The 21,322-nt window shown below is 61.4% G+C and carries 19 protein-coding genes and 1 tRNA gene; 4 read left to right on the top strand and 16 right to left on the bottom strand.

The features are described 5' to 3' along the window. Positions 1 to 2: 2 nt before the first annotated feature. A complete protein-coding gene (locus ACMA5I_RS06260; RefSeq protein ID WP_525885380.1) occupies positions 3 to 323 on the top strand; it encodes a hypothetical protein in 321 nt (106 codons plus the stop codon). On the opposite strand, the gene ACMA5I_RS06265 is transcribed toward ACMA5I_RS06260, so the two are convergent. Together ACMA5I_RS06265 and ACMA5I_RS06270 are read right to left on the bottom strand one after the other, a co-directional pair. Next, on the bottom strand, positions 311 to 484 hold the full coding sequence (locus ACMA5I_RS06265) for a hypothetical protein (protein ID WP_525885381.1): 174 nt from the start codon (positions 482 to 484) through the stop codon (positions 311 to 313). The two genes, ACMA5I_RS06260 and ACMA5I_RS06265, sit on opposite strands and share 13 nt — an antisense overlap. Next, positions 481 to 756 carry a BolA family protein gene (locus tag ACMA5I_RS06270; RefSeq protein WP_525885382.1) on the bottom strand — a complete coding sequence of 92 codons (276 nt, stop codon included), beginning with the start codon at positions 754 to 756 and terminating at the stop codon, positions 481 to 483. The genes ACMA5I_RS06265 and ACMA5I_RS06270 overlap by 4 nt, the downstream gene beginning before the upstream one ends. Positions 757 to 879: 123 nt before the next feature. Between ACMA5I_RS06270 and ACMA5I_RS06275 the strand changes: the two genes are divergently transcribed. Then, on the top strand, positions 880 to 1,503 hold the full coding sequence (locus ACMA5I_RS06275; protein WP_525885383.1) for a DnaJ domain-containing protein: 624 nt from the start codon (positions 880 to 882) through the stop codon (positions 1,501 to 1,503). A 15-nt stretch (positions 1,504 to 1,518) separates the two neighbouring features. On the opposite strand, the gene ACMA5I_RS06280 is transcribed toward ACMA5I_RS06275, so the two are convergent. From ACMA5I_RS06280 to ACMA5I_RS06305, 6 genes are all read right to left on the bottom strand, one after another. Continuing rightward, complete coding sequence (locus tag ACMA5I_RS06280; RefSeq protein ID WP_525885384.1) at positions 1,519 to 2,187, bottom strand: TetR/AcrR family transcriptional regulator; 669 nt, start codon at positions 2,185 to 2,187, stop codon at positions 1,519 to 1,521. A gap of 188 nt (positions 2,188 to 2,375) precedes the next feature. Further along, positions 2,376 to 2,450, bottom strand: a tRNA-Gly gene (locus ACMA5I_RS06285). Positions 2,451 to 2,526: 76 nt separating this feature from the next. Then, on the bottom strand, positions 2,527 to 3,273 hold the full coding sequence (locus ACMA5I_RS06290) for a TerC family protein (RefSeq protein ID WP_525885385.1): 747 nt from the start codon (positions 3,271 to 3,273) through the stop codon (positions 2,527 to 2,529). A 9-nt stretch (positions 3,274 to 3,282) separates the two neighbouring features. Then, positions 3,283 to 4,113, bottom strand: coding sequence for a hypothetical protein (locus tag ACMA5I_RS06295; protein WP_525885386.1), 831 nt, complete (start codon positions 4,111 to 4,113; stop codon positions 3,283 to 3,285). Positions 4,114 to 4,123: 10 nt separating this feature from the next. Further along, a complete protein-coding gene (locus tag ACMA5I_RS06300; protein WP_525885387.1) occupies positions 4,124 to 7,564 on the bottom strand; it encodes a pyruvate carboxylase in 3,441 nt (1,146 codons plus the stop codon). Beyond that, positions 7,561 to 9,516 carry a monovalent cation:proton antiporter-2 (CPA2) family protein gene (locus ACMA5I_RS06305; RefSeq protein WP_525885388.1) on the bottom strand — a complete coding sequence of 652 codons (1,956 nt, stop codon included), beginning with the start codon at positions 9,514 to 9,516 and terminating at the stop codon, positions 7,561 to 7,563. Before ACMA5I_RS06305 ends, ACMA5I_RS06300 begins: the two co-directional genes overlap by 4 nt. 128 nt (positions 9,517 to 9,644) lie before the next feature. On the opposite strand from ACMA5I_RS06305, the gene ACMA5I_RS06310 reads away from it, so the two are divergent. After that, entirely contained in the window at positions 9,645 to 12,005 is a 2,361-nt protein-coding gene (locus tag ACMA5I_RS06310) for an ATP-dependent helicase (protein ID WP_525885389.1), read from the top strand. A 118-nt stretch (positions 12,006 to 12,123) separates the two neighbouring features. Here the strand turns inward: ACMA5I_RS06310 and ACMA5I_RS06315 are convergent, their stop codons facing one another. After that, on the bottom strand, positions 12,124 to 12,327 hold the full coding sequence (locus ACMA5I_RS06315; RefSeq protein WP_525885390.1) for a DUF1127 domain-containing protein: 204 nt from the start codon (positions 12,325 to 12,327) through the stop codon (positions 12,124 to 12,126). Between the two features lie 323 nt (positions 12,328 to 12,650). Here ACMA5I_RS06315 and ACMA5I_RS06320 point away from each other — a divergent pair, with 323 nt between their 5' ends. Beyond that, positions 12,651 to 13,742: an Mrp/NBP35 family ATP-binding protein gene (locus tag ACMA5I_RS06320; RefSeq protein ID WP_525885391.1), complete on the top strand. Its 1,092-nt coding sequence runs from the start codon at positions 12,651 to 12,653 to the stop codon at positions 13,740 to 13,742. Positions 13,743 to 13,768: 26 nt separating this feature from the next. On the opposite strand, the gene ACMA5I_RS06325 is transcribed toward ACMA5I_RS06320, so the two are convergent. From ACMA5I_RS06325 to ACMA5I_RS06355, 7 genes are read right to left on the bottom strand one after another with little or no spacing between them, the layout of a single operon-like run. Further along, positions 13,769 to 14,593, bottom strand: a complete 825-nt coding sequence (locus tag ACMA5I_RS06325) for a fumarylacetoacetate hydrolase family protein (RefSeq protein ID WP_525885392.1) — start codon at positions 14,591 to 14,593, stop codon at positions 13,769 to 13,771. Between the two features lie 9 nt (positions 14,594 to 14,602). Beyond that, positions 14,603 to 15,895: an NAD(P)/FAD-dependent oxidoreductase gene (locus ACMA5I_RS06330; protein ID WP_525885393.1), complete on the bottom strand. Its 1,293-nt coding sequence runs from the start codon at positions 15,893 to 15,895 to the stop codon at positions 14,603 to 14,605. Then, positions 15,892 to 17,259, bottom strand: coding sequence for a glutamine synthetase family protein (locus tag ACMA5I_RS06335; protein ID WP_525885394.1), 1,368 nt, complete (start codon positions 17,257 to 17,259; stop codon positions 15,892 to 15,894). Before ACMA5I_RS06335 ends, ACMA5I_RS06330 begins: the two co-directional genes overlap by 4 nt. 43 nt (positions 17,260 to 17,302) lie before the next feature. Beyond that, positions 17,303 to 18,094, bottom strand: a complete 792-nt coding sequence (locus tag ACMA5I_RS06340; protein WP_525885395.1) for an ABC transporter permease — start codon at positions 18,092 to 18,094, stop codon at positions 17,303 to 17,305. Continuing rightward, on the bottom strand, positions 18,091 to 18,990 hold the full coding sequence (locus ACMA5I_RS06345; RefSeq protein WP_525885396.1) for an ABC transporter permease: 900 nt from the start codon (positions 18,988 to 18,990) through the stop codon (positions 18,091 to 18,093). The genes ACMA5I_RS06340 and ACMA5I_RS06345 overlap by 4 nt, the downstream gene beginning before the upstream one ends. Beyond that, entirely contained in the window at positions 18,987 to 20,129 is a 1,143-nt protein-coding gene (locus ACMA5I_RS06350) for an ABC transporter ATP-binding protein (protein WP_525885397.1), read from the bottom strand. The genes ACMA5I_RS06345 and ACMA5I_RS06350 overlap by 4 nt, the downstream gene beginning before the upstream one ends. A gap of 53 nt (positions 20,130 to 20,182) precedes the next feature. Then, entirely contained in the window at positions 20,183 to 21,274 is a 1,092-nt protein-coding gene (locus ACMA5I_RS06355) for a polyamine ABC transporter substrate-binding protein (protein ID WP_525885398.1), read from the bottom strand. Between the last annotated feature and the right edge of the window lie 48 nt (positions 21,275 to 21,322).

Below are 21,322 nucleotides of genomic sequence, written 5' to 3' on the forward strand. Positions count from 1 at the left end.
ACATGAGCAATTTTGAATATAAGGCGATCCCCTCGCCGCGCCGTGCCGAAAAGCGTGCGGGCGTGAAGGGCGAAGAGCAGCGCTTCGCGGTCACGCTGACCGAAGTGTTGAACGAGCAATCGCTGGGGGGCTGGGAGTATTACCGCACCGAGCAGATCCCGGCGGATGTGAAACGTGGCCTTTTTGGCCGCCGCTCCGAAGAGCTGCAAACGCTGCTGATCTTCCGCCGCGTGAAAAGCGGTGTCGTGGCCGAAGCCCCGCGTGAGCCGATGACGGCCACCTCGGAGCCGAAAGCCGCCGCCCCGAAACTTCAGCGCGACTGATCTTCTGACATCTCCGGTGCCGTCTTCGTGGCGGCACCGATCACCGTGCCGGTGGTCGTGATCGCCGCGCCCGTGACCTGAAGCCCGGTCCCCGCCACGCCGCCGACAAAGCCGCATCCGGCGAGCGCCGCGCAAAACACCAAAATCGTAACTGTTTTCATGCCTCTGCTTCTCCCTGAAGCTGGAGCGCAAGCGCGTGGATCGCGGTCTCCCCTTCCAGCTCATCGGCGAGAACCTTATGCACCGCGCGCGAACGCGCAACCCGGTTCATGCCGTCAAAGGCCGCCGCGCGCATCACGATCCGGTAATGACTCTCGCCGCCCTCGCGATAACCGCCATGGCCGCGATGCTGCTCGCTCTCGTCAATCACCTCCAGATGGCTGGGCGCAAAGGCCTCTGTCAGCACCGTCTCCAACCTGTCCGCTCTGCTCATATTCACCTCTCACGGAAAAAATTTGCCTGCCCCTCTTGGGGAAGCCCGATAAAAACACTAAACTCTTGCCTCCGGCGCGAAAAGCCCGGACCGACATTTTGGCCCATTCCGAGGAGTTGGCGCATGGCTGAGAAACCGCCCTTTGACTTTGATATTTCCGTCTCTTCTGACAAAAAGAAGCGGCGGAAAGGGCGTCGCGGCATGTCCGGGGCTTTCGAGACCTCGTCGCGCAAATGCGACCATCCGGGTTGCGATGATGCGGGCAAATACCGCGCGCCGAAGAGCCCGGACCGTCTCGACGAGTTTTACTGGTTCTGTATGCAGCATGTGCGCGAGTTCAACGCCAACTGGAATTACTTCGCCAATGTCCCGGAGGACGAGCTGGAGCAGCGGTTCAAGGACAGCAAGAGCTGGGGCCAGACGAAACCGCTCGGCAGCAACCCCGAGGCCGCGGCGTGGCAGCGCTTCGGCATTAACGATGCGCATGAGGTTCTGGGCGACAAGGCGACGCGCCGCCGCGAAGGCAGCGATGTAACGCGCCGCCTGCCCCCGACAGAGCGCAAGGCCCTTGGCATTCTCGACGCCAAGGACAGCATGACGAAATCGGAAATTCGCAAGGTGTATAAGAGCCTTGTGAAGGATCTGCACCCGGACATGAACGGCGGCAAGCGCGACGATGAGGACCGTCTGCGCGAGGTCGTCTGGGCCTGGGATCAGATCAAGGCGAGCCGGTCCTTCGCGGACTGACCCGCCCTTTCGCGCTTACATCCCCTGCTCACGCTTCGCCGAGTCGATGGCCCGGCTGAACATGCGCTTAAGCGCCCGGAGCCCCGCTTCCGCCTCGTCCTGCGGCACCCAAAGCAGCACACGCAGCGCCGCCTTGCCGATGGCGACCGAGATCAGCGCATCGTAAAACGCATCATTGCGATCTTTCACGAGGCCCGATTTAAGGATGAATTCGCCGACGATATTGGAGCCGATCGCCAGCTCCTTGGCATAGACCTCGCGAAACTCGGCCCGGTGTTCGAGCTGATCCTTGATCGCCGCAATCGCCGGGTCGGCCCGGTAGATCTGCATCAGGTGATCGAACATCCCGTCCATCAGCGTCAGCATCCCTTGCGGATCGTTCCGCCCGAGCGTCTCCTCGGCCAGCGTCAGGAAGGAGTCGTAATAGCCGCGCGCAAAGCCCGACCAGATATAAAGAAGGATCGCGCTTTTGGCAGCGAAATACTGGTAAATCGTCGCCACCGGCACATTCGACTTATCCGCGATGTCGCGCATCGTGATGTCGTTGTAATCAATATCGTGCATCAATTCCCGGAACGCATCGCAGATCTGATCCACCTTCTCACGACTGCGCTGCTGAACCGGAATCCGTGCTAGATAAACGGTCTCGTCATAGGGCTGCGTCTCAATGTCCCGCAGCCGCATTGCAAGATGTCCGTTATGATCTAACTTTGTCCCATCCATGTCTTACCCACCCACAGATTGTTATTTTGCAATTAATGTAAATCTTGTTCACTTCTTAACAAATTGCAAATTTTTAAGGCAATGGCCAGACATAGAGAGATCCCGATCCGAAGATCGGGATAAAATTCTCTGATTTTCTTGAGAAAATTTGGAGCGGGCGATGAGATTCGAACTCACGACCCCAACCTTGGCAAGGTTGTGCTCTACCCCTGAGCTACGCCCGCGTCCTTGGGTGAGGCCGATGTATAGAGATTTCAGAAGTGGCTGCAACACGAAAATGCAGCCACTCCGAAATTTTTTCTACAGTCCCTGACTGCCGTCGGTTTGGTAATCGGCCCGGCCGCCGCGCTTCTTCTGGCGGCGCAGATTGAGGAATTCCACGAAGCCCGCGAAGACCATGGCGGCGTAGATAAACCCGCGCTCGACGTGGAAATGAAGGCCGTCCGCGATCAGCGCCATGCCGACCATCACGAGGAAGGCGAGCGCCAGCATTTTGGTGGAGGGATGCTGCTCCACAAAGCGCGCAATCGGCGTGGCGGCGACCATCATCACAACGATGGCGACGACGACGGCGGCGATCATCACCTCGATATGATCGGCGATGCCGACGGCGGTGATCACGCTGTCGAGGGAGAAGACGAGGTCCAGCATCATGATCTGGAAAATCACGCTGGAAAAGCCCGCACGGATCGCCTGATGCTCGGTCTCCGGCTCTTCCATCTCGTGATGGATCTCGTCGGTCGCCTTGTAGATGAGGAAGAGACCGCCCGCGAGCAGGATCACGTCGCGCCACGAAAGATCAAAGCCCTTGATGGTCATGAACGGGTCCGTCAGCCCGATGATCCAGGCGATGGAGAGCAGCAAGAGGACGCGCAAAACTAGCGCCCCGGCAAGGCCGATGAACCGCGCCCGCGGGCGCTGCGCTTCCGGCAATTTGGAGGTGGCGATGGAGATGAAGATCACATTGTCGACCCCCAGAACGATTTCGAGAATCGTCAGCGTCGCAAAACTCGCCCAGACGGCGGGATCGGAGAGAAGCTCAATCATGGCACAGATCTATTCGTTGGAACCGGCGAGAAAGTCCGGCTCAGGAGAGGTGGCGCGTTCGAGCGGAAAAGCAAGAGGGATCTCGTTATTTTCCGGCAGGTTCGGCAAGGAGGCGCGCAGGAATGGATAGTGGTCGGCGAGCTTCATGACCCAGGTGAGATCCTCCAGCATCATCAGATACCAGCTTTCCGTGTCATGCAGCGCGAGAACATCGGTCGTGAGGGGCTGCGCCTGTCCGTCCACCGCCGCATCGAAGATCACCGGCAGCACGACATAGCCGAAGCCCTGCGAGACCATGGGCGGCTTGAACCCCGGCGGCGGCACGCGCGGAATGGCGCCGAGATCCGGCACCAGCATGAGCGTTTCGCTGATCGTGATCGGCGGCGGCGTGGTCACGCGGCCATTGGCGAGTTCCAGCCCTTCGAAGCGCAGGGCGAGCTCGGATTCCACCTTGAGCCGGTGCATATATTGGGTGCGGCTCGTGAGCGCGCGCGGCACGGAGGGGCCACGGTAAGTGCCGTCTTGCGGGGTGCCGGGTTCCTCGGCAATCGGTTCGGGGTCGGTTGGCTCTAGGTCGGTTGGGTCTGATTCCGGGAGCGGCTCTTCGGTGTTTGGCAACGGCGCGTCGTCCGGCTCGGCCACCGGCACGACCTCGGTGTCTTCCCCCTCCGGGGTCAGCAATTCCTCCTGCAAAAACGGCGGGAGAAAATCGACGACAAGGCTCCACTCGCCAGTCTCGAACGCGCCGAGAAAGGCATCAAGCTGCATGTCGAGATAGCGGCTTTCATCGGGCTCCAGCTCCCGCGCCGCCAGAGGCAGCGCGAGAGAAAGGCTGAACAAAACCGCGAGTTTAGTCTTCAAAAGCGACGAGCAGGTCTTTCGCATCAATCTGATCCCCCGCCCCAACATGCACGGCGGCGACGGTCCCGTCACGATCAGAATGCAAGGCCGTCTCCATCTTCATCGCTTCGATGGTGAGCAGCATATCGCCCTTCTTGACCTCCTGCCCTTGCGAGACCGCGACGGACGCCACGATCCCCGGCATCGGCGCGGCGACATGATTGGCGTTGCCCTCCTCGGCCTTCGGACGGGTCGCGATGCTCGCCGCGGCATGACGGTCCGGCACGCGGATGTTGCGCGGCTGGCCGTTCAACTCGAAGAACACCTTCACCATCCCGTCCTCGGCATGGGTGTCCCCCACGGCGGAGAGGCGGATTTCCAGCGTCTTGCCGGGGTCGATCTCGGCGGAAATTTCCTCGCCCGGTTCCATGCCGTAGAAGAACACATCCGTCGGAAGCGCGCGAACCGGCCCGTAAGGCTTGTGACGCTCGACATAATCGAGAAAGACTTTGGGATACATGAGGTAAGCGCAGAAATCCTCGTCATCGACGGGGAAATCACCGACCTTCTCTTCGAGCTCTGCCCGGAGCGCTTTCAGATCCGCCGCAGGCAGGACCGCACCGGGGCGCTCGGTCATCGCTGCCTCGCCTTTCAGCACCTTTTTCTGGATCGCCTCGGGCCAGCCGCCCGGCGGTTGGCCGAGATTGCCGCGCATCATGTCGATCACGGAGTCGGGGAAGGCGACGTCGCGGTTCGGGTCCTCGACCTCATCGCGGGTCAGGCCCTGACTCACCATCATCAGCGCCATGTCGCCCACGACCTTGGAGGATGGCGTGACCTTCGGAATATCGCCGAACATCTCGTTGACCTCGTGGTAACGTTTCGCGACCAGCGGCCATTTTTCCTCAAGCCCCATGCTTTTCGCCTGCGCCTTGAGATTGGTGAACTGCCCACCCGGCATTTCGTGCAAATAGACCTCAGATGCCGGGGCTTCCAGCCCGCTTTCAAAGGCCGCGTAGAGCTTGCGCGCGCCTTCCCAATAGTTGGAAATCTCGCGGATCGCGTCGAGATCGAGGCCCGTGTCTCGCTCGCCATGTCGGAGCGCGGAGACAACCGAGCCCATACAGGCCTGCGACGTGCCGCCCGACATCGCGTCCACCGCCAGATCGACCGCATCGACGCCCGCATGAGCCGCCGCGAGGATCGAGGCGGCGGAAATCCCGCTGGTGTCGTGGGTGTGCAGATGGACGGGCAGACCCACCTCATCTTTCAGCGCGCGGACCAGCACATCGGCGGCGTCGGGCTTCAGCAGCCCGGCCATGTCCTTCAGCCCCAGAACATGCGCGCCGCCCGCCTTCAGCGCCTTGCCCATGTCGATATAATAGGCGCGGTCATATTTGTTCTGCGCCGGGTCCATCATGTCGCCGGTGTAGCAAATCGTGCCCTCGCAGATCTTGCCGCTCTCGATCACCGCATCCATCGCGACGCGCATGTTTTCGACCCAGTTGAGGCTGTCGAACACACGGAACACATCGACCCCGGATTCCGCCGCCTGTTTCACAAAGGCTTCGACCACATTGTCGGGATAGTTGGTGTAGCCGACGCCGTTGGAGGCGCGCAGCAGCATTTGCGTCATGAGGTTCGGCATGGCGGCGCGCAGATCGCGCAGGCGCTGCCACGGACATTCCTGCAAGAAGCGATAGGCCACGTCGAAGGTCGCGCCGCCCCAGCATTCCACCGAGAAAAGCTGCGGCAGATTGTGGGCGTAAGCCGGCGCGATTTTCTTCATGTCATGGGTGCGCATCCGCGTCGCAAGCAGCGATTGGTGGCCGTCGCGCATGGTGGTGTCCGTGATGAGCAGGCGCTTTTGGTCCAGCATCCAGTCCGCCACCGCTTGCGGGCCTTTGGCCTCCAGAAGCTGGCGGGTGCCGTCCTGAATCTCGCCGCGAAGGGCGGGGACGATCACTTTTTCCACATCAGGCCGCTCGGTCCCCGCCGTCTCCGGATGGCCGTTCACGGTGATGTCCGCGAGATAGGTCAACAGGCGCGTCGCCCGGTCCTTGCGCTTGCGGAAATCGAAGAGATCCTCGGTCGTGTCGATGAATTTCGTGGTGTAGCTGTCATCGAGGAAGGTCGGGTGCTGGAGCAGGTTTTCGACGAAGTTGATATTCGTCTCCACCCCGCGAATACGAAATTCGCGCAGCGCCCGGATCATCCTGAGGCGCGCGCCTTCGGCGGTTGGCGCCCAAGCGGTGACCTTTTCCAGAAGGCTGTCGTAATAGCGCGTGATCACCGCGCCGGAATAGGCCGTGCCGCCATCGAGACGGATGCCAAACCCGGTCGCGCCCCGATAGGCGGTGATGCGGCCATAATCTGGGATGAAGTTGTTGCGCGGATCTTCCGTGGTGACGCGGCATTGCAGGGCGTGACCGTTGAGACGGACGTTTTCCTGCGAGCCGACACCGGTGGCCTCCTCCAGCGTCTTGCCTTCCGCGATCAGGATCTGAGCGCGGACAATGTCGATCCCGGTGACTTCCTCGGTCACTGTATGCTCCACCTGAACGCGCGGGTTGACCTCGATGAAATAGAACGCCCCCGAGTCCATATCCATCAGGAACTCAACCGTCCCGGCACATTCGTAATTCGCCGCGCGTGCGATTTTCAGGCCGAGATTGCAAATCTCCTCGCGCTGCTCTTGCGTCAGATACGGCGCAGGCGCGCGCTCGACGACCTTCTGGTTGCGGCGCTGAACGGTGCAGTCGCGCTCCCAGAGATGGTAAATCTCGCCGTGGCTGTCCCCAAGGATCTGCACTTCGACATGCCGCGCGCGCTGGACCAGCTTTTCGAGATAGCCCTCGCCATTGCCGAACGCCGCTTCCGCCTCGCGCTTGCCCTCGCGGACCTTGGATTCCAGCTCATCGGCGCTCATGATCGGCCGCATCCCGCGCCCGCCGCCGCCCCAGCTTGCCTTGAGCATCAGCGGGTAGCCGACCTCGTCCGCCATCTGGCGGACCTTGTCCATATCGTCGGGCAGGATCTCGGTGGCCGGGACGACCGGCACATCCGCCTCGATCGCGACTTTCCGCGCGCTGGCCTTGTCGCCAAGCATCCGCATGGTTTCGGCTTTCGGACCAATGAAGGTGAGCCCATTGGCGCGGCAGGCTTCCACCAGATCCGGGTTTTCCGAGAGCAACCCATAGCCCGGATGCACCGCATCTGCGCCCGATTCCTTGGCCACGCGGATGATTTCCTCAATCGACAGATAAGCCGCGACCGGCCCAAGCCCCTGCCCGATCAGATAGGCCTCATCCGCCTTGAACCGATGGAGCGACAGTTTGTCCTCCTCCGCATAAACCGCGACCGTCTGCTTGCCGAGTTCATTGGCCGCGCGCATCACGCGAATGGCGATCTCGCTGCGGTTGGCGACAAGGATCTTTTTAAATTCGGTCACGATAGACTCTCCTGTTCGTCGTTGGGGGCTGGCGCATCGGCCTCCGCATCCGCCTCTTCACGAGCCTTCTGCTTCTCTTTGCGCTTTTTCTCTTTTTCTTCCTTACGCTTCTTGGCGGCTTCATCCTTGGCCGCCAGACGCCCGCGCAGCTCATCCTCGATGCGTTCATGCTGCTCGCGCGCCTTGTCCATGTAAGGCTTGTTGTCGATGATCGGTTTTTCGGGGTCCCAGAGGGTCGCGAGTTCCCGCAGCATCGCGCGGTCATGCTCGACAAAGCCTTCCGCGAACCGCTCGATCTCCCAATCCTCATGACCAAGCGCCTCAAGGGCGTATTTCCCGGCCCGGACGGCGCTGTCGAACACCTCGCGCACCGAATCCTCGGTCCCGGCGGCGTAAAGCTGGTAAACATGGTGGCGATCGCGCGCCCGCGCGATGATCCGCACATCCGGGTGATAGCGGTGCAGATATTCAACGATCCGCACCGATTTTTCAGGATCGTCAATCGCGACCACCACGGCCCGCGCGCCGCCAACGCCCGCCGCTTCCAGCGTCGCAGGGCGGGAAATGTCGCCATAATAGCTGCGGATGCCAAATTGGCGCATGTTGTTGATCGTGCGGTGATTGCTGTCGATGAGCACGGTTTCGTGGCCGGTGCCTTTGAGCATCCGGTTGACCACCTGACCAAAGCGCCCGACGCCGATGATGATGACCGGCCCGCTGGCATCAATATCATCGGGCTCCAGCGACTGCGCCGCCTTGTAACGCGCGGCGATGGCTTCATAGGTGATGAAGAGAAGCGGCGTTAGGAACATCGACATGGAGATGACCATCAGCACCAGATCGCCGCGTTCGGCGGAGAGCACGCGCGTTTCCGTCGCAAAGGAGAGCAGGAAGAAGCCGAATTCCCCGGCCTGCGCCAGCGAGAGGGTGAAGAGCAGACGGTCCCGCCCTTTGAGCTTCGCCGTGATCGCGACGATGAACAGAACCGCGAATTTGATCGCCATCAGCAGGATCGTCAGCCCGATGATGACAAAGGGCATTTCGACGAGCAGCCCAAGATCGATGCTCGCGCCGACGGTGATGAAGAAGAGGCCGAGCAGCAGCCCCTTGAAGGGCGCGATGTCCGCCTCGATCTCGTGGCGGTATTCAGAGGTCGCGAGGACCACGCCCGCGAGGAAGGTGCCGAGCGCGGGCGAAAGGCCGAGCGCTTCCATGAAAAGCGCCACGCCGACGACGAAGAGCAGCGCCGTCGCGACGTAGATTTCATGCAGCTTCGAATGGCTGATGAAGCGGAAAATATGGGGCGTCAGATAGCGGCCCGCGAGCAGCATCACGACCACGGCGCCGATCACGACCGGCGCTTGAAGATAGGTCGGCAACTCGCTGACAACGCTGGCGGTTTCCTCCGCCGCAGCCGCCTCCCCCGAGGGCTTGGCCCACCAGGGCGCAAGCAGCGGGATGATGGCGAGGAAGGGGATCGCGGCGACGTCCTGAAAGAGCAGAACCGAAAAGGACGCCTGCCCGCCCGTCGAGCGCGACAGGCGTTTTTCGTTGAGCGTCTGCATCACGATCGCGGTCGAGGAGAGCGACAGGATGATCCCGAGCGCGAGCGCCTGATTCCACCTAATCCCAAACGCAAAAGCAACGCCCGCAATCGCCGCCAGCGTCAGCAGAACCTGCGCGCCGCCGAGGCCCAGAAGCTTCCGCCGCATCTCCCACAAGGCTTTCGGTTTAATCTCCAAACCGATGAGGAAAAGCATCAGAACCACGCCGAATTCGGCATAATGGCGCAGCTCTTCGGTCTCCGCCCCGACCAGCCCGAGAACCGGGCCGATCATCAACCCGGCGACCAAAAAGCCGAGGACGGAACCAAAACCAAAACGTTGTGTGAGCGGCACGGCGATCACCGCCGCCCCGAGATAAATTGCGATCTGGACGAGAATATGATGCATTTGCGAAAGCCTTTCGGATCGCATCCTATTAATTCAGACGGTAAACGCAACTGTTACCGCAAACATCAACCAGAACGGAGCGCGAACACGGGCTTTCCTTTTCGCCCCACTGCCGCTAATTTGAGCACATGACAGACACAACGCCTTCCCTCTCCGCCCGCGCCATGGGCTACAGCGCCCCGGACTATCTCGACGGGCTGAACCCGGCGCAGCGCGAGGCCGTGGAAACGCTGGACGGGCCGGTGCTGATGCTCGCGGGCGCCGGCACCGGCAAGACCCGCGCGCTGACCACGCGAATCGCGCATCTTTTGCGGACGGGCCGCGCGCGCCCGAATGAAATCCTCGCCGTGACCTTTACCAACAAGGCCGCGCGGGAGATGAAGGACCGCGTGGGCGCGCTCGTTGGCGGCACGGTGGAGGGAATGCCCTGGCTCGGCACCTTCCATGCAATCTGCGTGAAGCTCTTGAGGCGTCATGCGGAACTCGTTGATCTGAAGTCGAATTTCACGATTCTCGACAGCGACGATCAGCAGCGTTTGATGAAGCAGGTTCTAGAAGCAGAGAGCGTCGACATAAAAAAATGGACTCCTCGCTGGGTCGCGTCTCGCATCGACCAATATAAGAATAACACATGGACGCCAGAGAAGCTCCCTGCAGCGAATGAAGTTCGCATGGAACGTATTCCCGGCAGCTTCGTCACGAAAAAGGACGGCGGCCCGGGACATCTTTGCTCGACCAAAGAAATTTACGCGCTCTATCAGGAGCGGCTGAAAACGCTCAACGCGGTCGATTTTGGCGATCTGCTGCTCCATATGGTCCATATTTTTCAGACACATCCCGATGTGCTGGCGAAGTATCAGGAGTGGTTCCGCTACATCCTCGTGGACGAGTATCAGGACACCAATGTGGCGCAGTATCTTTGGCTGCGCCTGCTCGCGGCGGGTCACAAGAACATTTGCTGCGTGGGCGATGACGATCAGTCGATCTATGGCTGGCGCGGCGCGGAGGTCGGTAATATCCTGCGGTTCGAGAAGGATTTTCCCGGTGCGAAGGTGATCCGGCTGGAGCAGAATTATCGCTCGACCCCGCATATCCTTGCCGCCGCCGGTGGGGTGATTGCACAGAATAATGACCGTCTTGGCAAGGAGTTATGGACCGATCTTGAAGAGGGCGAGAAGGTCCGCCTCATCGGCCATCACGACGGCGAGGAAGAGGCGCGCTGGATCGGCGAAGAGATCGAGGCGATGCAGCGCGGCACCCGCCACATGGCGCCCTTCACGCTCGACGACATCGCGATCCTCGTCCGCGCCTCCCACCAGATGCGCGCCTTCGAGGACCGGTTTTTGAACATCGGCCTGCCCTACCGCGTCATCGGCGGCCCGCGCTTTTACGAGCGCATGGAGATCCGCGACGCGATGGCCTATTTCCGCATCGTCGTCACGCCCGAGGACGGGCTGGCCTTCGAGCGGATCGTCAACACGCCGAAGCGCGGGATTGGCGAGAAGGCGCAGCAGCTCATCAACTCTGTCGCGCGGGAGCGGGCACTGACCTTGCCTGACGCGGCCCGCGCCGTGGTGGATGAAGAGTTAATCGCCGCCAAGGGCCGCAGCGCCCTTCGCCAACTTCTCGACGGGATCGAGCGCTGGCGCGGCAAGCTGACCGAGATGCCCCATAACGAGTTGGCCGAAATCATCCTCGACGAGTCCGGCTATACGGAGCATTGGCAAAAGCAGAAGACACCGGAAGCCCAGGGCCGGCTGGAGAACTTGAAAGAACTCGTCAAAGCCCTTGAGGAATTTGAAAATTTCCAAGGGTTCTTGGAGCATGTCAGCCTTGTGATGGACAATGCGGGCGACGAGGCGGGCGAGAAAGTGTCGATCATGACGCTCCATGCTGCCAAAGGTCTCGAATTCCCCGCCGTGTTCCTGCCGGGCTGGGAAGACGGTCTTTTCCCCAGCCAACGCGCCATGGATGAGAGCGGGCTAAAAGGGCTCGAAGAGGAGCGCCGCCTCGCCTATGTCGGCATCACACGGGCCGAGCAAGTCGCGACGATCTCCTTTGCCGGAAACCGCCGTATTTACGGGCAATGGCAAAACACCCTGCCCTCGCGCTTCATCGACGAATTGCCCGAGCGCCATGTCGAGGTGCTAAGCGGCGCGAGCCTGCAAAGCTCGCCGCTCGCCGGAATGATGCGCGGGTCCGACTTGGAAGACCGCGCCGTCAAAGCCGATCACTACAACTCCCCCGGCTGGCGGCGGATGCAAAGCCGCGCGGGCAAACGCGGCATCGTCTCACCGGGCGCAGGCCCGATCATCGACGCCACCGCCGTCTCCCCGTTCTCCATCGGCGATCGGGTGTTCCACCAGAAATTCGGCTATGGCACCGTGACCGAAGAAGACGGCGAAAAGCTCACCGTGGATTTCGAAAAAGCAGGCGAAAAGAAGGTGGTGTCCGCCTATCTTAAAGCGCCGGACGACGTGCCGTTTTAAACACCCATAGCACATAAAAAAAGACACCGCGGCCAGGGAGGAGGAGGCCACGGTGTCCTTTGACAACCGGCTGCTCTAGGGAGGAGGTGAGCGCCGGTATCTCTGAGATGCTTAGGGCTTAGGCGCCGTAAGCAGCTTCATGTGCAATGGCGCGGAGTTCGCCGCGGGCGATGCCGAGATCGGCGAGTTCGCGGTCGCTCAGGTCGCGCAGTTCATTCAGGGTCCGCTGGTATTTGCGGAAAGCCTCGAGGCGCATTTTCAGGTTAGCAAAGAGGCCTGCTTTGGCCGGAGCGAGGCGTGCATCGTATGCGATATGTGCCATTGTGTTTCTCCTAATACTCATACTTTGGCGTTGTGCTCGGGGCCGTTTCGTTTGGCCCGTCGCCTTGTTCGATGACAGGTATATGGGCAGTCGGGCCTCCGGCGAAACTGACGATTGGACAGTCCCGCCCTGCAAAAAACGCATAGCTTAACCATTTGTTTTCAATTGTGAATTTTATGTGATAGCGACAACATTGCTGCAAAGCAGCATGTGACGCCACGTATCGGACATGGCGCGGCGCACGCCCAAATCGATAAAGTGTCGGCTTTGGGGTTGCATAGGGGGCGCGATCCTCCGAAGACTCACCATCAAAGGAGAGGCATATGGATCGTGAGACGGTTTTAGAGGCATTGAAGGCGGTCACACTGCCCGATGGCGGCGATATTGTCAGCCGCGACATGGTGCGCGCGTTGATGATTGACGGCGAGGCTTTGCGTTTTGTGCTGGAGGTTCCCGCCGAGGCCGGGGCTGCGCTGGAACCGGTGCGGGCGGAAGCGGAGCGAGTCGCCAGCGCCCTGCCCGGCATTGCCCGCGCGCAGGTGTTGATGACGGCCCATAGCGCGCCGCAGGCCCCGCAGATCAAAGCGTCCAGCGGCCCGAAAGGCGCGGGCGGGCCGCCGCCGCGGATTGGCGGTCATGCGACACCCGACATGGCGCAACCGCCGGGGGTGAAACGGATTATCGCGATTGCGTCGGGCAAGGGCGGGGTTGGTAAATCCACCCTCTCGGCCAATCTCGCCGTGGCGCTGGCGCAGCAGGGCAAGAAGGTCGGGCTGCTTGATGCGGATATTTACGGGCCCAGCCAGCCTCGGATGCTCGGCGTGACCCAGAAGCCCGAGACGCAAGAGAAGGAGATCATCCCGCTCACCGCCCATGGCGTGACGATGATGAGTCTTGGCCTGTTGATGCCGAAGGATGAAGCGGTCGTCTGGCGCGGGCCGATGCTGATGGGGGCACTGCAACAGATGCTTTCGCTGGTTCGCTGGGGCGAGCAGGATGTGCTGATCGTCGATCTGCCGCCCGGCACCGGGGATGTGCAACTGACGCTGGCGCAGAAGACCCAGATGACCGGCGCGATTGTCGTCTCCACCCCGCAGGATGTGGCGCTGATCGACGCAAGGCGCGCGATGAATATGTTCGACAAGACCAATGTGCGGGTCTTGGGGATCGTCGAGAATATGTCGTCTTATGTCTGCCCGAAATGCGGGCATGAGGAGCATCTTTTCGGCCATGGCGGCGCGAAGGCGGAGGCCGAGGCGCGCGGTGTGCCCTTCCTTGGGGAGATCCCGCTGGACCTTGCGATCCGCCTTGCCGGGGATGGCGGCACGCCCGTGGTCGCCGCCGCGCCGGAGAGCCCGCAGGCGGGCGCGTATCTCGCGCTCGCCAAACGTCTGATCGACGGCGGGTTGGTGTAAAATGCGGGCCTTCGGGCCCGTTTTTTTCAGAGTACCTTGGTTTGCTGGATGCCGAGGCCCGCGACTTCCAGCTCCATTTCGTCGCCCGATTGGAGGAATCGCGGCGGGTTTTGCCCGAGGCCGACGCCGGAGGGTGTGCCCGTGGCGATAATATCGCCGGGGCGCAGTTCGAAATAGAAAGCCAGCCGGGTCACGATCTCGCGGACGGAGAAGATCATGTCGGCGGTGCTGGAGTCCTGCTGCACCTCGCCATTGACCGATGTGCGCAGGTTGAGGGCCTGCGGATCGCCAACCTCATCCGGTGTGACCAGCCACGGCCCGATCGGGCCGTAACCGGGCGCGGATTTGCCCTTCACGAATTGGCCGGAGAAATTCTTCTGGAAATTCCGCTCGGAGACATCATTCACGAGGCAATAGCCCGAAATCGCCGCCATCGCCTCCTCCTCGCTCGCCCGGAAGAGCGGCGCGCCGATGACAACGCCAAGCTCGACCTCCCAGTCGGTCTGATCGCCCGCCAGCATCAGATCGTCATAGGGGCCCGCGATGCAGGAGGTCGCCTTGTTGAAAATCATCGGATCCTTGGGCAGCCGTGAGCCGGTTTCCTCCGCATGGGCGCGATAGTTGAGGCCGATGGCGAAGAAATTCGGCGCATCCGCGAGACAGGCCCCGACCCGGCCCTCGATCACCGGCAAATCGGCGATGGTGATCTCCCGGATCGCGGCGATGGCCTCCAGCGAGATGCCCTTGCCCGCAAAATCCGCGACATGGCCGGAGAGATCGCGCGCGCGGCCCTCCCGGTCGAGAATCGCTGGTTTTTCTTCGCCCTTCGGCCCAATCCGCAGCAGTTTCATAGCGTCTCCTTAGATCCCAAGCTCGTCACGCAGACGATACCATGTCATCCCCAGCACCAGAAGCGGCCAGCGCATCAGCGGGCCGCCCGGGAAAGGCGGGCTGGGGATCGCCGCCATCTGGTTGAACCGTTCGGGCTGGCCGTGCATCGCCTCGGCCAGCAGCTTGCCCGCAAGCGTCGCGATGGTGATGCCATGGCCCGAATAGCCGCCCGCCTGCCACAGATGCGGCGCGCGCTGGCGCAACAGCGGAAGGCGCGCGCGGGTGATCCCGAGCGTGCCGCCCCAGCCATGGGTGATCTCGGCGCTTTCAAGCTGCGGGAAGACCTCCAGCATTTTGGGCCGCACCAGCGCCTTGATGTCCTTGGGGAAGCGGTAGCGGTAGCTTTCCGTGCCGCCAAACAGCATCCGCTTATCATGGGAGAGCCGGTAATAATTCACCACGAATTTGTCGTCATGGACGGCGTAATTGTTCGGGATGATCGCGGGGTCCACCGGCTCGGTGGCGATGATGAAATTGTTGATCGGCATGATCTCGGGCGAGCGCCGCGCGATCTCGTCATCCTGATAGCCGTTGCAGGCGATGATGATCTGATCTGCCGTGACCGACCCGCGCTCGGTGCGTACCAGCCGCCCGTCGATCCGGCCCGGTGATTGCTCGTAGATCTCCGCGCCCGCCGCCTCCGCCGCGCGCGCAAGGCCGATGGCGTAGGAGAGCGGGTGAAGATGGCCCGCCGAGAGATCCAGCATCCCGCCGCTATAGCTTTCCGTCGCCACCTCATCGCGGATCGCCGCCTTGTCGAGATAGCGGGCCTCATGGCCGTAATGCTTGGCCAGATGGTCCACGAGGCGCTTTTCGTGATCGGGACTGCCCGTCGCCGCGCCCAGGACACCGGGCTGATAATGGCAATCAATCTGATGGTCCGCGATGAGGTTGCGGACGAGTTGCCCCGCCTCCTGCCCTAGCTGCCAAAGCGCGCGGGCGGCGTCCTTGCCCATCAGGTCCTCAAGCGCCAGCACATCCTCGCGCTGGCCCGCGCCGCATTGCCCGCCATTGCGGCCCGATGCGCCCCAACCGACTCGCGCCGCATCGAGGACCACCACTTTCGCGCCGCGCTTCGCCAGATGCAGCGCCGCCGAGAGGCCCGTATAACCCGCGCCGAGGATGCAGACATCCGCCTGCACCTCCTCCATCAGCGCGGGCCGCGCCTGCAAGCCGGTCGCCGTGTCCGCATACCAACTATCGGTGTGGCGGCCGCGCGGGCCGTTCACCTCCAGAATGTTGAGACCGTCAAACAAATTCATACATTCAGCAGGAGATGTTCGCGCTCCCAAGGGCTGATAATGTCGAGGAAGGCTTCGGCCTCATGGCGTTTGATGGCTTTGTAAAGGACGCAGAATTCCTGCCCCAGCACCTGCGTGATTTCCGGGCAGCCCTCGAAGAGCTCCACCGCTTCGAGCAGCCCGCGCGGCAAGGCACGTGGCAGACGGTACGCTTCTTCCTTGATGGCCGGGCGCGGTTTCAGCCCCTCTTTCATCCCCAGATAGCCGCAGGCGAGTGAGGCCGCGATGGCGAGATAAGGGTTCGCATCCATGCCGACGATCCTGTTCTCGATCCGCCGGGCCTCAGTCCGGGAAATCGGGATCCTGAGGCCGGTGGTGCGGTTGTCCCGCCCCCATTCAAGGTTAATCGGCGCGGCCTCGTCGGCAATGAAGCGGCGATAGCTGTTCACATAGGGCGCGAAGAGCGAAACCACCTTCGGCATATGGGTTTGCAGCCCGCCAATATAGGCGTGGAAGAGGTCCGTCGCCTCGCCCGCCGCATCGTTGAAGATGTTCTCGCCGCTTTGCATATCCGTCACCGATTGGTGGATATGCATGGCGCTGCCCGGCTCATCCTCCATAGGTTTGGCCATGAAGGTGCAGTAGAGGTCATTCCGCAGCGCCGCTTCGCGCAGGGTGCGTTTGAAGGTGAAGACCTGATCGGCCAATGCGAGCGGGTCGCCATGGATGAAGTTCACCTCCACCTGCCCCGGCCCGCTTTCCTGAATGATCGTGTCGATCTCGATGCCCTGCGCCTCGGCGAAATCGTAAATATCGTCGATGACCTTGCCATAATCCTCCACGGCGGTCATGGAATAGGCTTGGCTCCCCGGCACACGGCGCCCCGTGCGGCCCACCGGCGGCTGGACCGGGAACATCGGGTCAATATTGCGCTGGATGAGGTAGAACTCCATCTCCGGCGCGACCACCGGGGCCCAGCCTTCCGCCTCATAAAGCGCGACGACGCGCTTCAAAACATTGCGCGGCGCGAGCGGGATGTCGTTGCCCTCACTGTCCACCAGATCATGGATCACCTGAATCGTCGGCTCCTCCGCCCATGGACAGGCACGCGCCGTGTCGTAGCAGGGGCGAAGCGTCATATCGCGCTCCATCCACTGGTTCTCGATATCCATATCCACATAAGCGCCATCGACGGTGGAATAGAAAATCGAGGTCGGCAGGAAGACGCGCTCTTCCTTGGTGAATTTCGACCAAGGCATGTTCTTGCCGCGCGCAACGCCGACAAAGTCTGAAATCACAGCCTCGATTTCCTCAGGTTTGCCGCCATTGAGATAATTGCGGCAGGCCTCAGGAAGGCGAGACAGAAGGTCCCGATCAGCGGGCATAAAGGCTCCATTTACTGTTTAAGGATGGCCGCATAAAGCTCCGTTACGGGTTCTGCTTCGGGCGGCGCAGGCCGATCCATGCCGCCGCGAGAATGCCAAGCGCGACAACAAGAATAATGAGCGTCGCCAGCGCGTTGATCGCGGGCGAGACGCCGAATTTGATTTTCGAGAAGATAAGGATCGGCAGGGTCGAGCCGCCGGCCCCGGAGACGAAACTGGCAATCACGAGATCGTCGAGCGACAGCGTGAAGGCGAGCAGCCAGCCGGAGACGAGCGCGGGCGCGATGGTCGGCAGGGTCACATCGAAGAACACCCGCACCGGGCGCGCGCCGAGATCCATGGCGGCTTCCTCCAAACTGTCGTCCAGCCCGGCAAGGCGGGACTGTGCGACGACGGCGATATAGGCCATGCAGAAGGTGATATGCGCGATCATGATGGTCATGGTGCCGCGCCCGGAGGGCCAGCCGAAAAGCGACTCCATGCCGACAAACAGCAGGAGCAGCGACAGACCGGTGACGACTTCGGGCATCACCAGCGGGGCCGTGACCATGCCGCCGAGCAGGCTTTTGCCGCGGAACCGCCCGAAGCGGATCAGCACCAGCGCGGCGAGTGTGCCGAGGACGAGCGCCACGGTGGCCGAGATCACGCCGATCTTGAGCGACAGCCACGCAGCGGCCAGCACCTCTTCGTCCCGCAACAGCTCGCCATACCATTTGGTTGAGAAGCCGGACCAGACCGTCACAAGGCGGTTTTCGTTGAAGCTGTAGATAATCAGCGAGACGATGGGCAGGTAGAGGAAAGCGAAGCCGAAGGTCGCGAGGATACGCAGGATCATGAGGTTTCCGCCTCCTCAATATAGCGCCGCAGCAGCATGAAGGGCAGCACGATCAACACCAGCATGGCCGTTGCCACCGCCGCCGCCACGGGCCAGTCGCGGTTGGAGAAATACTCCTGCCACAGCACCTTGCCGATCATCAGCGTGTTGGAGCCGCCCAAAAGTTCCGGGATGACATATTCGCCAATCGCCGGAATGAAGACGAGCATACAGCCCGCGATGATCCCCGGCATGGAAAGCGGGAGCGTGATGGTCAGGAAGGTCTTGATCGGCCCGGCCCCGAGATCCGCCGCCGCCTCGCGCAGATCGCCATCGAGTTTCGAGAGCGTCGCGTAGAGCGGCAGGATCATGAAGGGCAGATAGGTGTAGACGATCCCGATATAAACGGCGGTCGGCGTGTAGAGGATGGTCAGCGGCGTGTCGATGAGGTTCATCCACATCAGGATCTTGTTGAGTATCCCGGTGTCTTTGAGAATGCCGATCCATGCGTAGACGCGCAGCAGGAACGAGGTCCAGAAAGGCAGGATCACCAGCATCAGCAGGATGTTCCGCATCCGCTCGGGCCGCGTCGCGATGTAATAGGCCATCGGATAGCCGACGAGGAGCGTAAACACCGTGGAGATCGCCGCGATCTTGATCGAGGAGAGGTAAGCGATGCGGTAGAGCGGGTCTTCCCAGATCCAGACATAGTTGGACAGGTTCAGGATCAGGCTGATCTTTTCCTCACTCCATTCCACGAGCGGAAGGTAGGGCGGCATGGCAATTGCCGCTTCGGAAAAGCTGATCTTGAAAACGACAAGGAAGGGGATGAGGAAGAACACAAGCAGCCACAGCATCGGCACCGCGATGACCAAGGCCCGGCCCGAGAGGCCGATTTTTTCAAACACCCCTCTCATTCTGGCAACAGCACCCCTGCGTTTTTCCCCCATGAAATATAGACGCGCTCATCCCAGCCGATCGGATTTTCCGAATAGCGCTGGAGGTTGGGCTGCATGGCGGAGATGAGTTTGCCGCTGTCGAGACGAATGCGGAAGATCGACTGCGCGCCGACATAGGCGACTTCTTCGACCATGCCGGAGGTCTGGTTGGCTCCCTCCTCCACTGGCGCTTCGCGGCTGATGCGCAGCTTCTCGGGGCGCAGCGCGTAATACATGGTCTGCCCGACCGTGCAGGGCGCGCCGTGGCCGACGTAAATCTCGCTGCCCGCCTCTTCGGAGCGCAGGCGGACATGGTCTGGCTCATCCTCAAAGACCACGGCTTCGAAGAGATTCACCGAGCCGATGAACTGCGCCACGAAACGGCTTTGCGGGTATTCGTAAATCTGCGGCGGCTCGCCCACTTGCCAGATCTCGCCGTCACGCATCACGCCGATCCGGGTGGCGAGGGTCATCGCCTCCTCCTGATCGTGGGTGACGACGATAAAGGTGATGCCGAGCGTTTCCTGAATGTTGAGGAGTTCAAACTGCGTCTCTTCCCGCAGTTTCTTGTCGAGCGCGCCGAGCGGCTCGTCGAGCAACAGCAGCTTCGGGCGCTTCACGAGACTGCGGGCCAGCGCCACACGTTGCCGCTGCCCGCCCGAAAGCTGCGCCGGTTTCCTCCCGCCGAATTTCTCCAGCTTCACGAGTTTCAGGATCTCGTTCACCCGGTCCTCGCGCTCGGATTTCCCCATGCCCGCACGCTTCAGCCCATAGGCGATATTGTTGCGCACGGTCATATGCGGGAAGAGCGCGTAGGATTGGAACATCATATTGGTCGGGCGGTCATAGGGCGCAACACCCGTCATGTCCTGCCCGTCGAGATAAATATGCCCCGAGGTCGGCTTCTCGAAACCTGCGAGCATCCGCAAGAGCGTGGACTTCCCGCAGCCGGATTCGCCGAGAAGGCAGAAGAGCTCGCCCCGATAGATATCGAGGTTCACATCCTTGACGGCGGTGAAGTCACCGAATTTCTTGGTGATGTTCTGGATCGAGACAATGGGCTCTTCGCCTCCGGCTTTCCAAGGCTTCCGGTCTGCGGCGATAGCGGCGTCAGCCATGCACGATCCTCCCAAATGCGGGGGCCGCCATGGCCCCCGAAAGTCTTAACAGCTTATTGCCCGGTTTTGATCGTTGTCCAGAGCCTCGTGCGCACGCGCTCCATGCGCGGCTCCAGCGGCGTGGTCACGAAGAGCTTTTCGCGCACCTCATCGGAGGGGAACACCGCCTCGTCATTGCGGATCTCTTCCTCGACAAACTCCATCGCCGGATCATTCGCGCTCGCGTAGTTCACATAGTTGGTGATGTCCGCCGTGATCTCAGGCTGCATGATGAAGTTGATGAATTTATGGGCGTTTTCCTTGTTCTGGCTGTCCGCCGGTATCGCCATCATGTCGAACCAGAGGCGCGCGCCTTCCTTAGGGTTCACGAAAGAAACCTCAACGCCATTGCCCGCTTCTTCGGCCCGGTCGCGCGCCTGAAGCACGTCCCCCGAATAGCCGAGCGCGAGGCAGATATCGCCATTGGCGAGCGCCGTCATATAGCCCGAGCTGTCGAAATTGCGGATGAAGGGGCGGATCTGCATGATCGCCTCGGTCTGCGCTTCCATGGCTTCTTGCGACTGGTCGGTCGGGTCGGTGCCGAGGTAGAGCGCGGCAGCCGGAAGCAGCTCCTCGGACGCATCGAGAACCGTGATCCCGCAAGCCGAAAGCGCTTCGGCATTAGCCGGGTCGAAGAGGATCGACCAGCTGTCAATCGGCGCGTCCTCACCCAGGATTTCCTTGATCTTCGGCACATTCATCCCGAGCGCGGTGGTGCCCCACATATAGATGACGCCGTGGGTGTTGCCCTCGTCAAACTGGGCGACACGCTCCATCAGCTCCGGGTTCATGTTCTCCAGATTGGGAAGCTGCGCCTTGTCGAGCTCCGCATAGACCCCCGCCGGGATCTGGCGCTGCAGGAAGTCCGCCGTCGGGACCACCACATCATAACCGGAATTGCCGGACAGCAGCTTGGCCTCCAGCACGGCGTTTTCGTCGTAAACGTCATAGGTGACATCAACGCCGGTCTCTTCCTCGAATTTCTCGATAGTATCCTCGGCGATATAGTCGGACCAGTTGTAAACATTGAGCGTGCCTTGCGCGAATGCTGCGCTGCCCGCGAGAAGCGCCACAAGGGCGGTGCCGGTCGCAATCTTGTTTGTCATGTCAATCTCTCCTGTTGTTGCGGGATCCCCGCATCACTCTATTTGTCG

Source organism: Jujubicoccus corallicola (assembly GCF_047345645.1).
Lineage (GTDB): Bacteria > Pseudomonadota > Alphaproteobacteria > Rhodobacterales > Rhodobacteraceae > JBLEFH01.

Coding starts and splice junctions, on each gene's coding strand:
- ACMA5I_RS06280 (WP_525885384.1), bottom strand. CDS start 2,187: ATGCGGCTGCGGGACATTGAGACGCAGCCCTATGACGAGACCGTTTAT.
- ACMA5I_RS06340 (WP_525885395.1), bottom strand. CDS start 18,094: ATGATCCTGCGTATCCTCGCGACCTTCGGCTTCGCTTTCCTCTACCTG.
- ACMA5I_RS06260 (WP_525885380.1), top strand. CDS start 3: ATGAGCAATTTTGAATATAAGGCGATCCCCTCGCCGCGCCGTGCCGAA.
- ACMA5I_RS06325 (WP_525885392.1), bottom strand. CDS start 14,593: ATGAAACTGCTGCGGATTGGGCCGAAGGGCGAAGAAAAACCAGCGATT.
- ACMA5I_RS06345 (WP_525885396.1), bottom strand. CDS start 18,990: ATGAGAGGGGTGTTTGAAAAAATCGGCCTCTCGGGCCGGGCCTTGGTC.
- ACMA5I_RS06290 (WP_525885385.1), bottom strand. CDS start 3,273: ATGATTGAGCTTCTCTCCGATCCCGCCGTCTGGGCGAGTTTTGCGACG.
- ACMA5I_RS06315 (WP_525885390.1), bottom strand. CDS start 12,327: ATGGCACATATCGCATACGATGCACGCCTCGCTCCGGCCAAAGCAGGC.
- ACMA5I_RS06270 (WP_525885382.1), bottom strand. CDS start 756: ATGAGCAGAGCGGACAGGTTGGAGACGGTGCTGACAGAGGCCTTTGCG.
- ACMA5I_RS06310 (WP_525885389.1), top strand. CDS start 9,645: ATGACAGACACAACGCCTTCCCTCTCCGCCCGCGCCATGGGCTACAGC.
- ACMA5I_RS06330 (WP_525885393.1), bottom strand. CDS start 15,895: ATGAATTTGTTTGACGGTCTCAACATTCTGGAGGTGAACGGCCCGCGC.
- ACMA5I_RS06320 (WP_525885391.1), top strand. CDS start 12,651: ATGGATCGTGAGACGGTTTTAGAGGCATTGAAGGCGGTCACACTGCCC.
- ACMA5I_RS06335 (WP_525885394.1), bottom strand. CDS start 17,259: ATGCCCGCTGATCGGGACCTTCTGTCTCGCCTTCCTGAGGCCTGCCGC.
- ACMA5I_RS06305 (WP_525885388.1), bottom strand. CDS start 9,516: ATGCATCATATTCTCGTCCAGATCGCAATTTATCTCGGGGCGGCGGTG.
- ACMA5I_RS06265 (WP_525885381.1), bottom strand. CDS start 484: ATGAAAACAGTTACGATTTTGGTGTTTTGCGCGGCGCTCGCCGGATGC.
- ACMA5I_RS06350 (WP_525885397.1), bottom strand. CDS start 20,129: ATGGCTGACGCCGCTATCGCCGCAGACCGGAAGCCTTGGAAAGCCGGA.
- ACMA5I_RS06355 (WP_525885398.1), bottom strand. CDS start 21,274: ATGACAAACAAGATTGCGACCGGCACCGCCCTTGTGGCGCTTCTCGCG.
- ACMA5I_RS06275 (WP_525885383.1), top strand. CDS start 880: ATGGCTGAGAAACCGCCCTTTGACTTTGATATTTCCGTCTCTTCTGAC.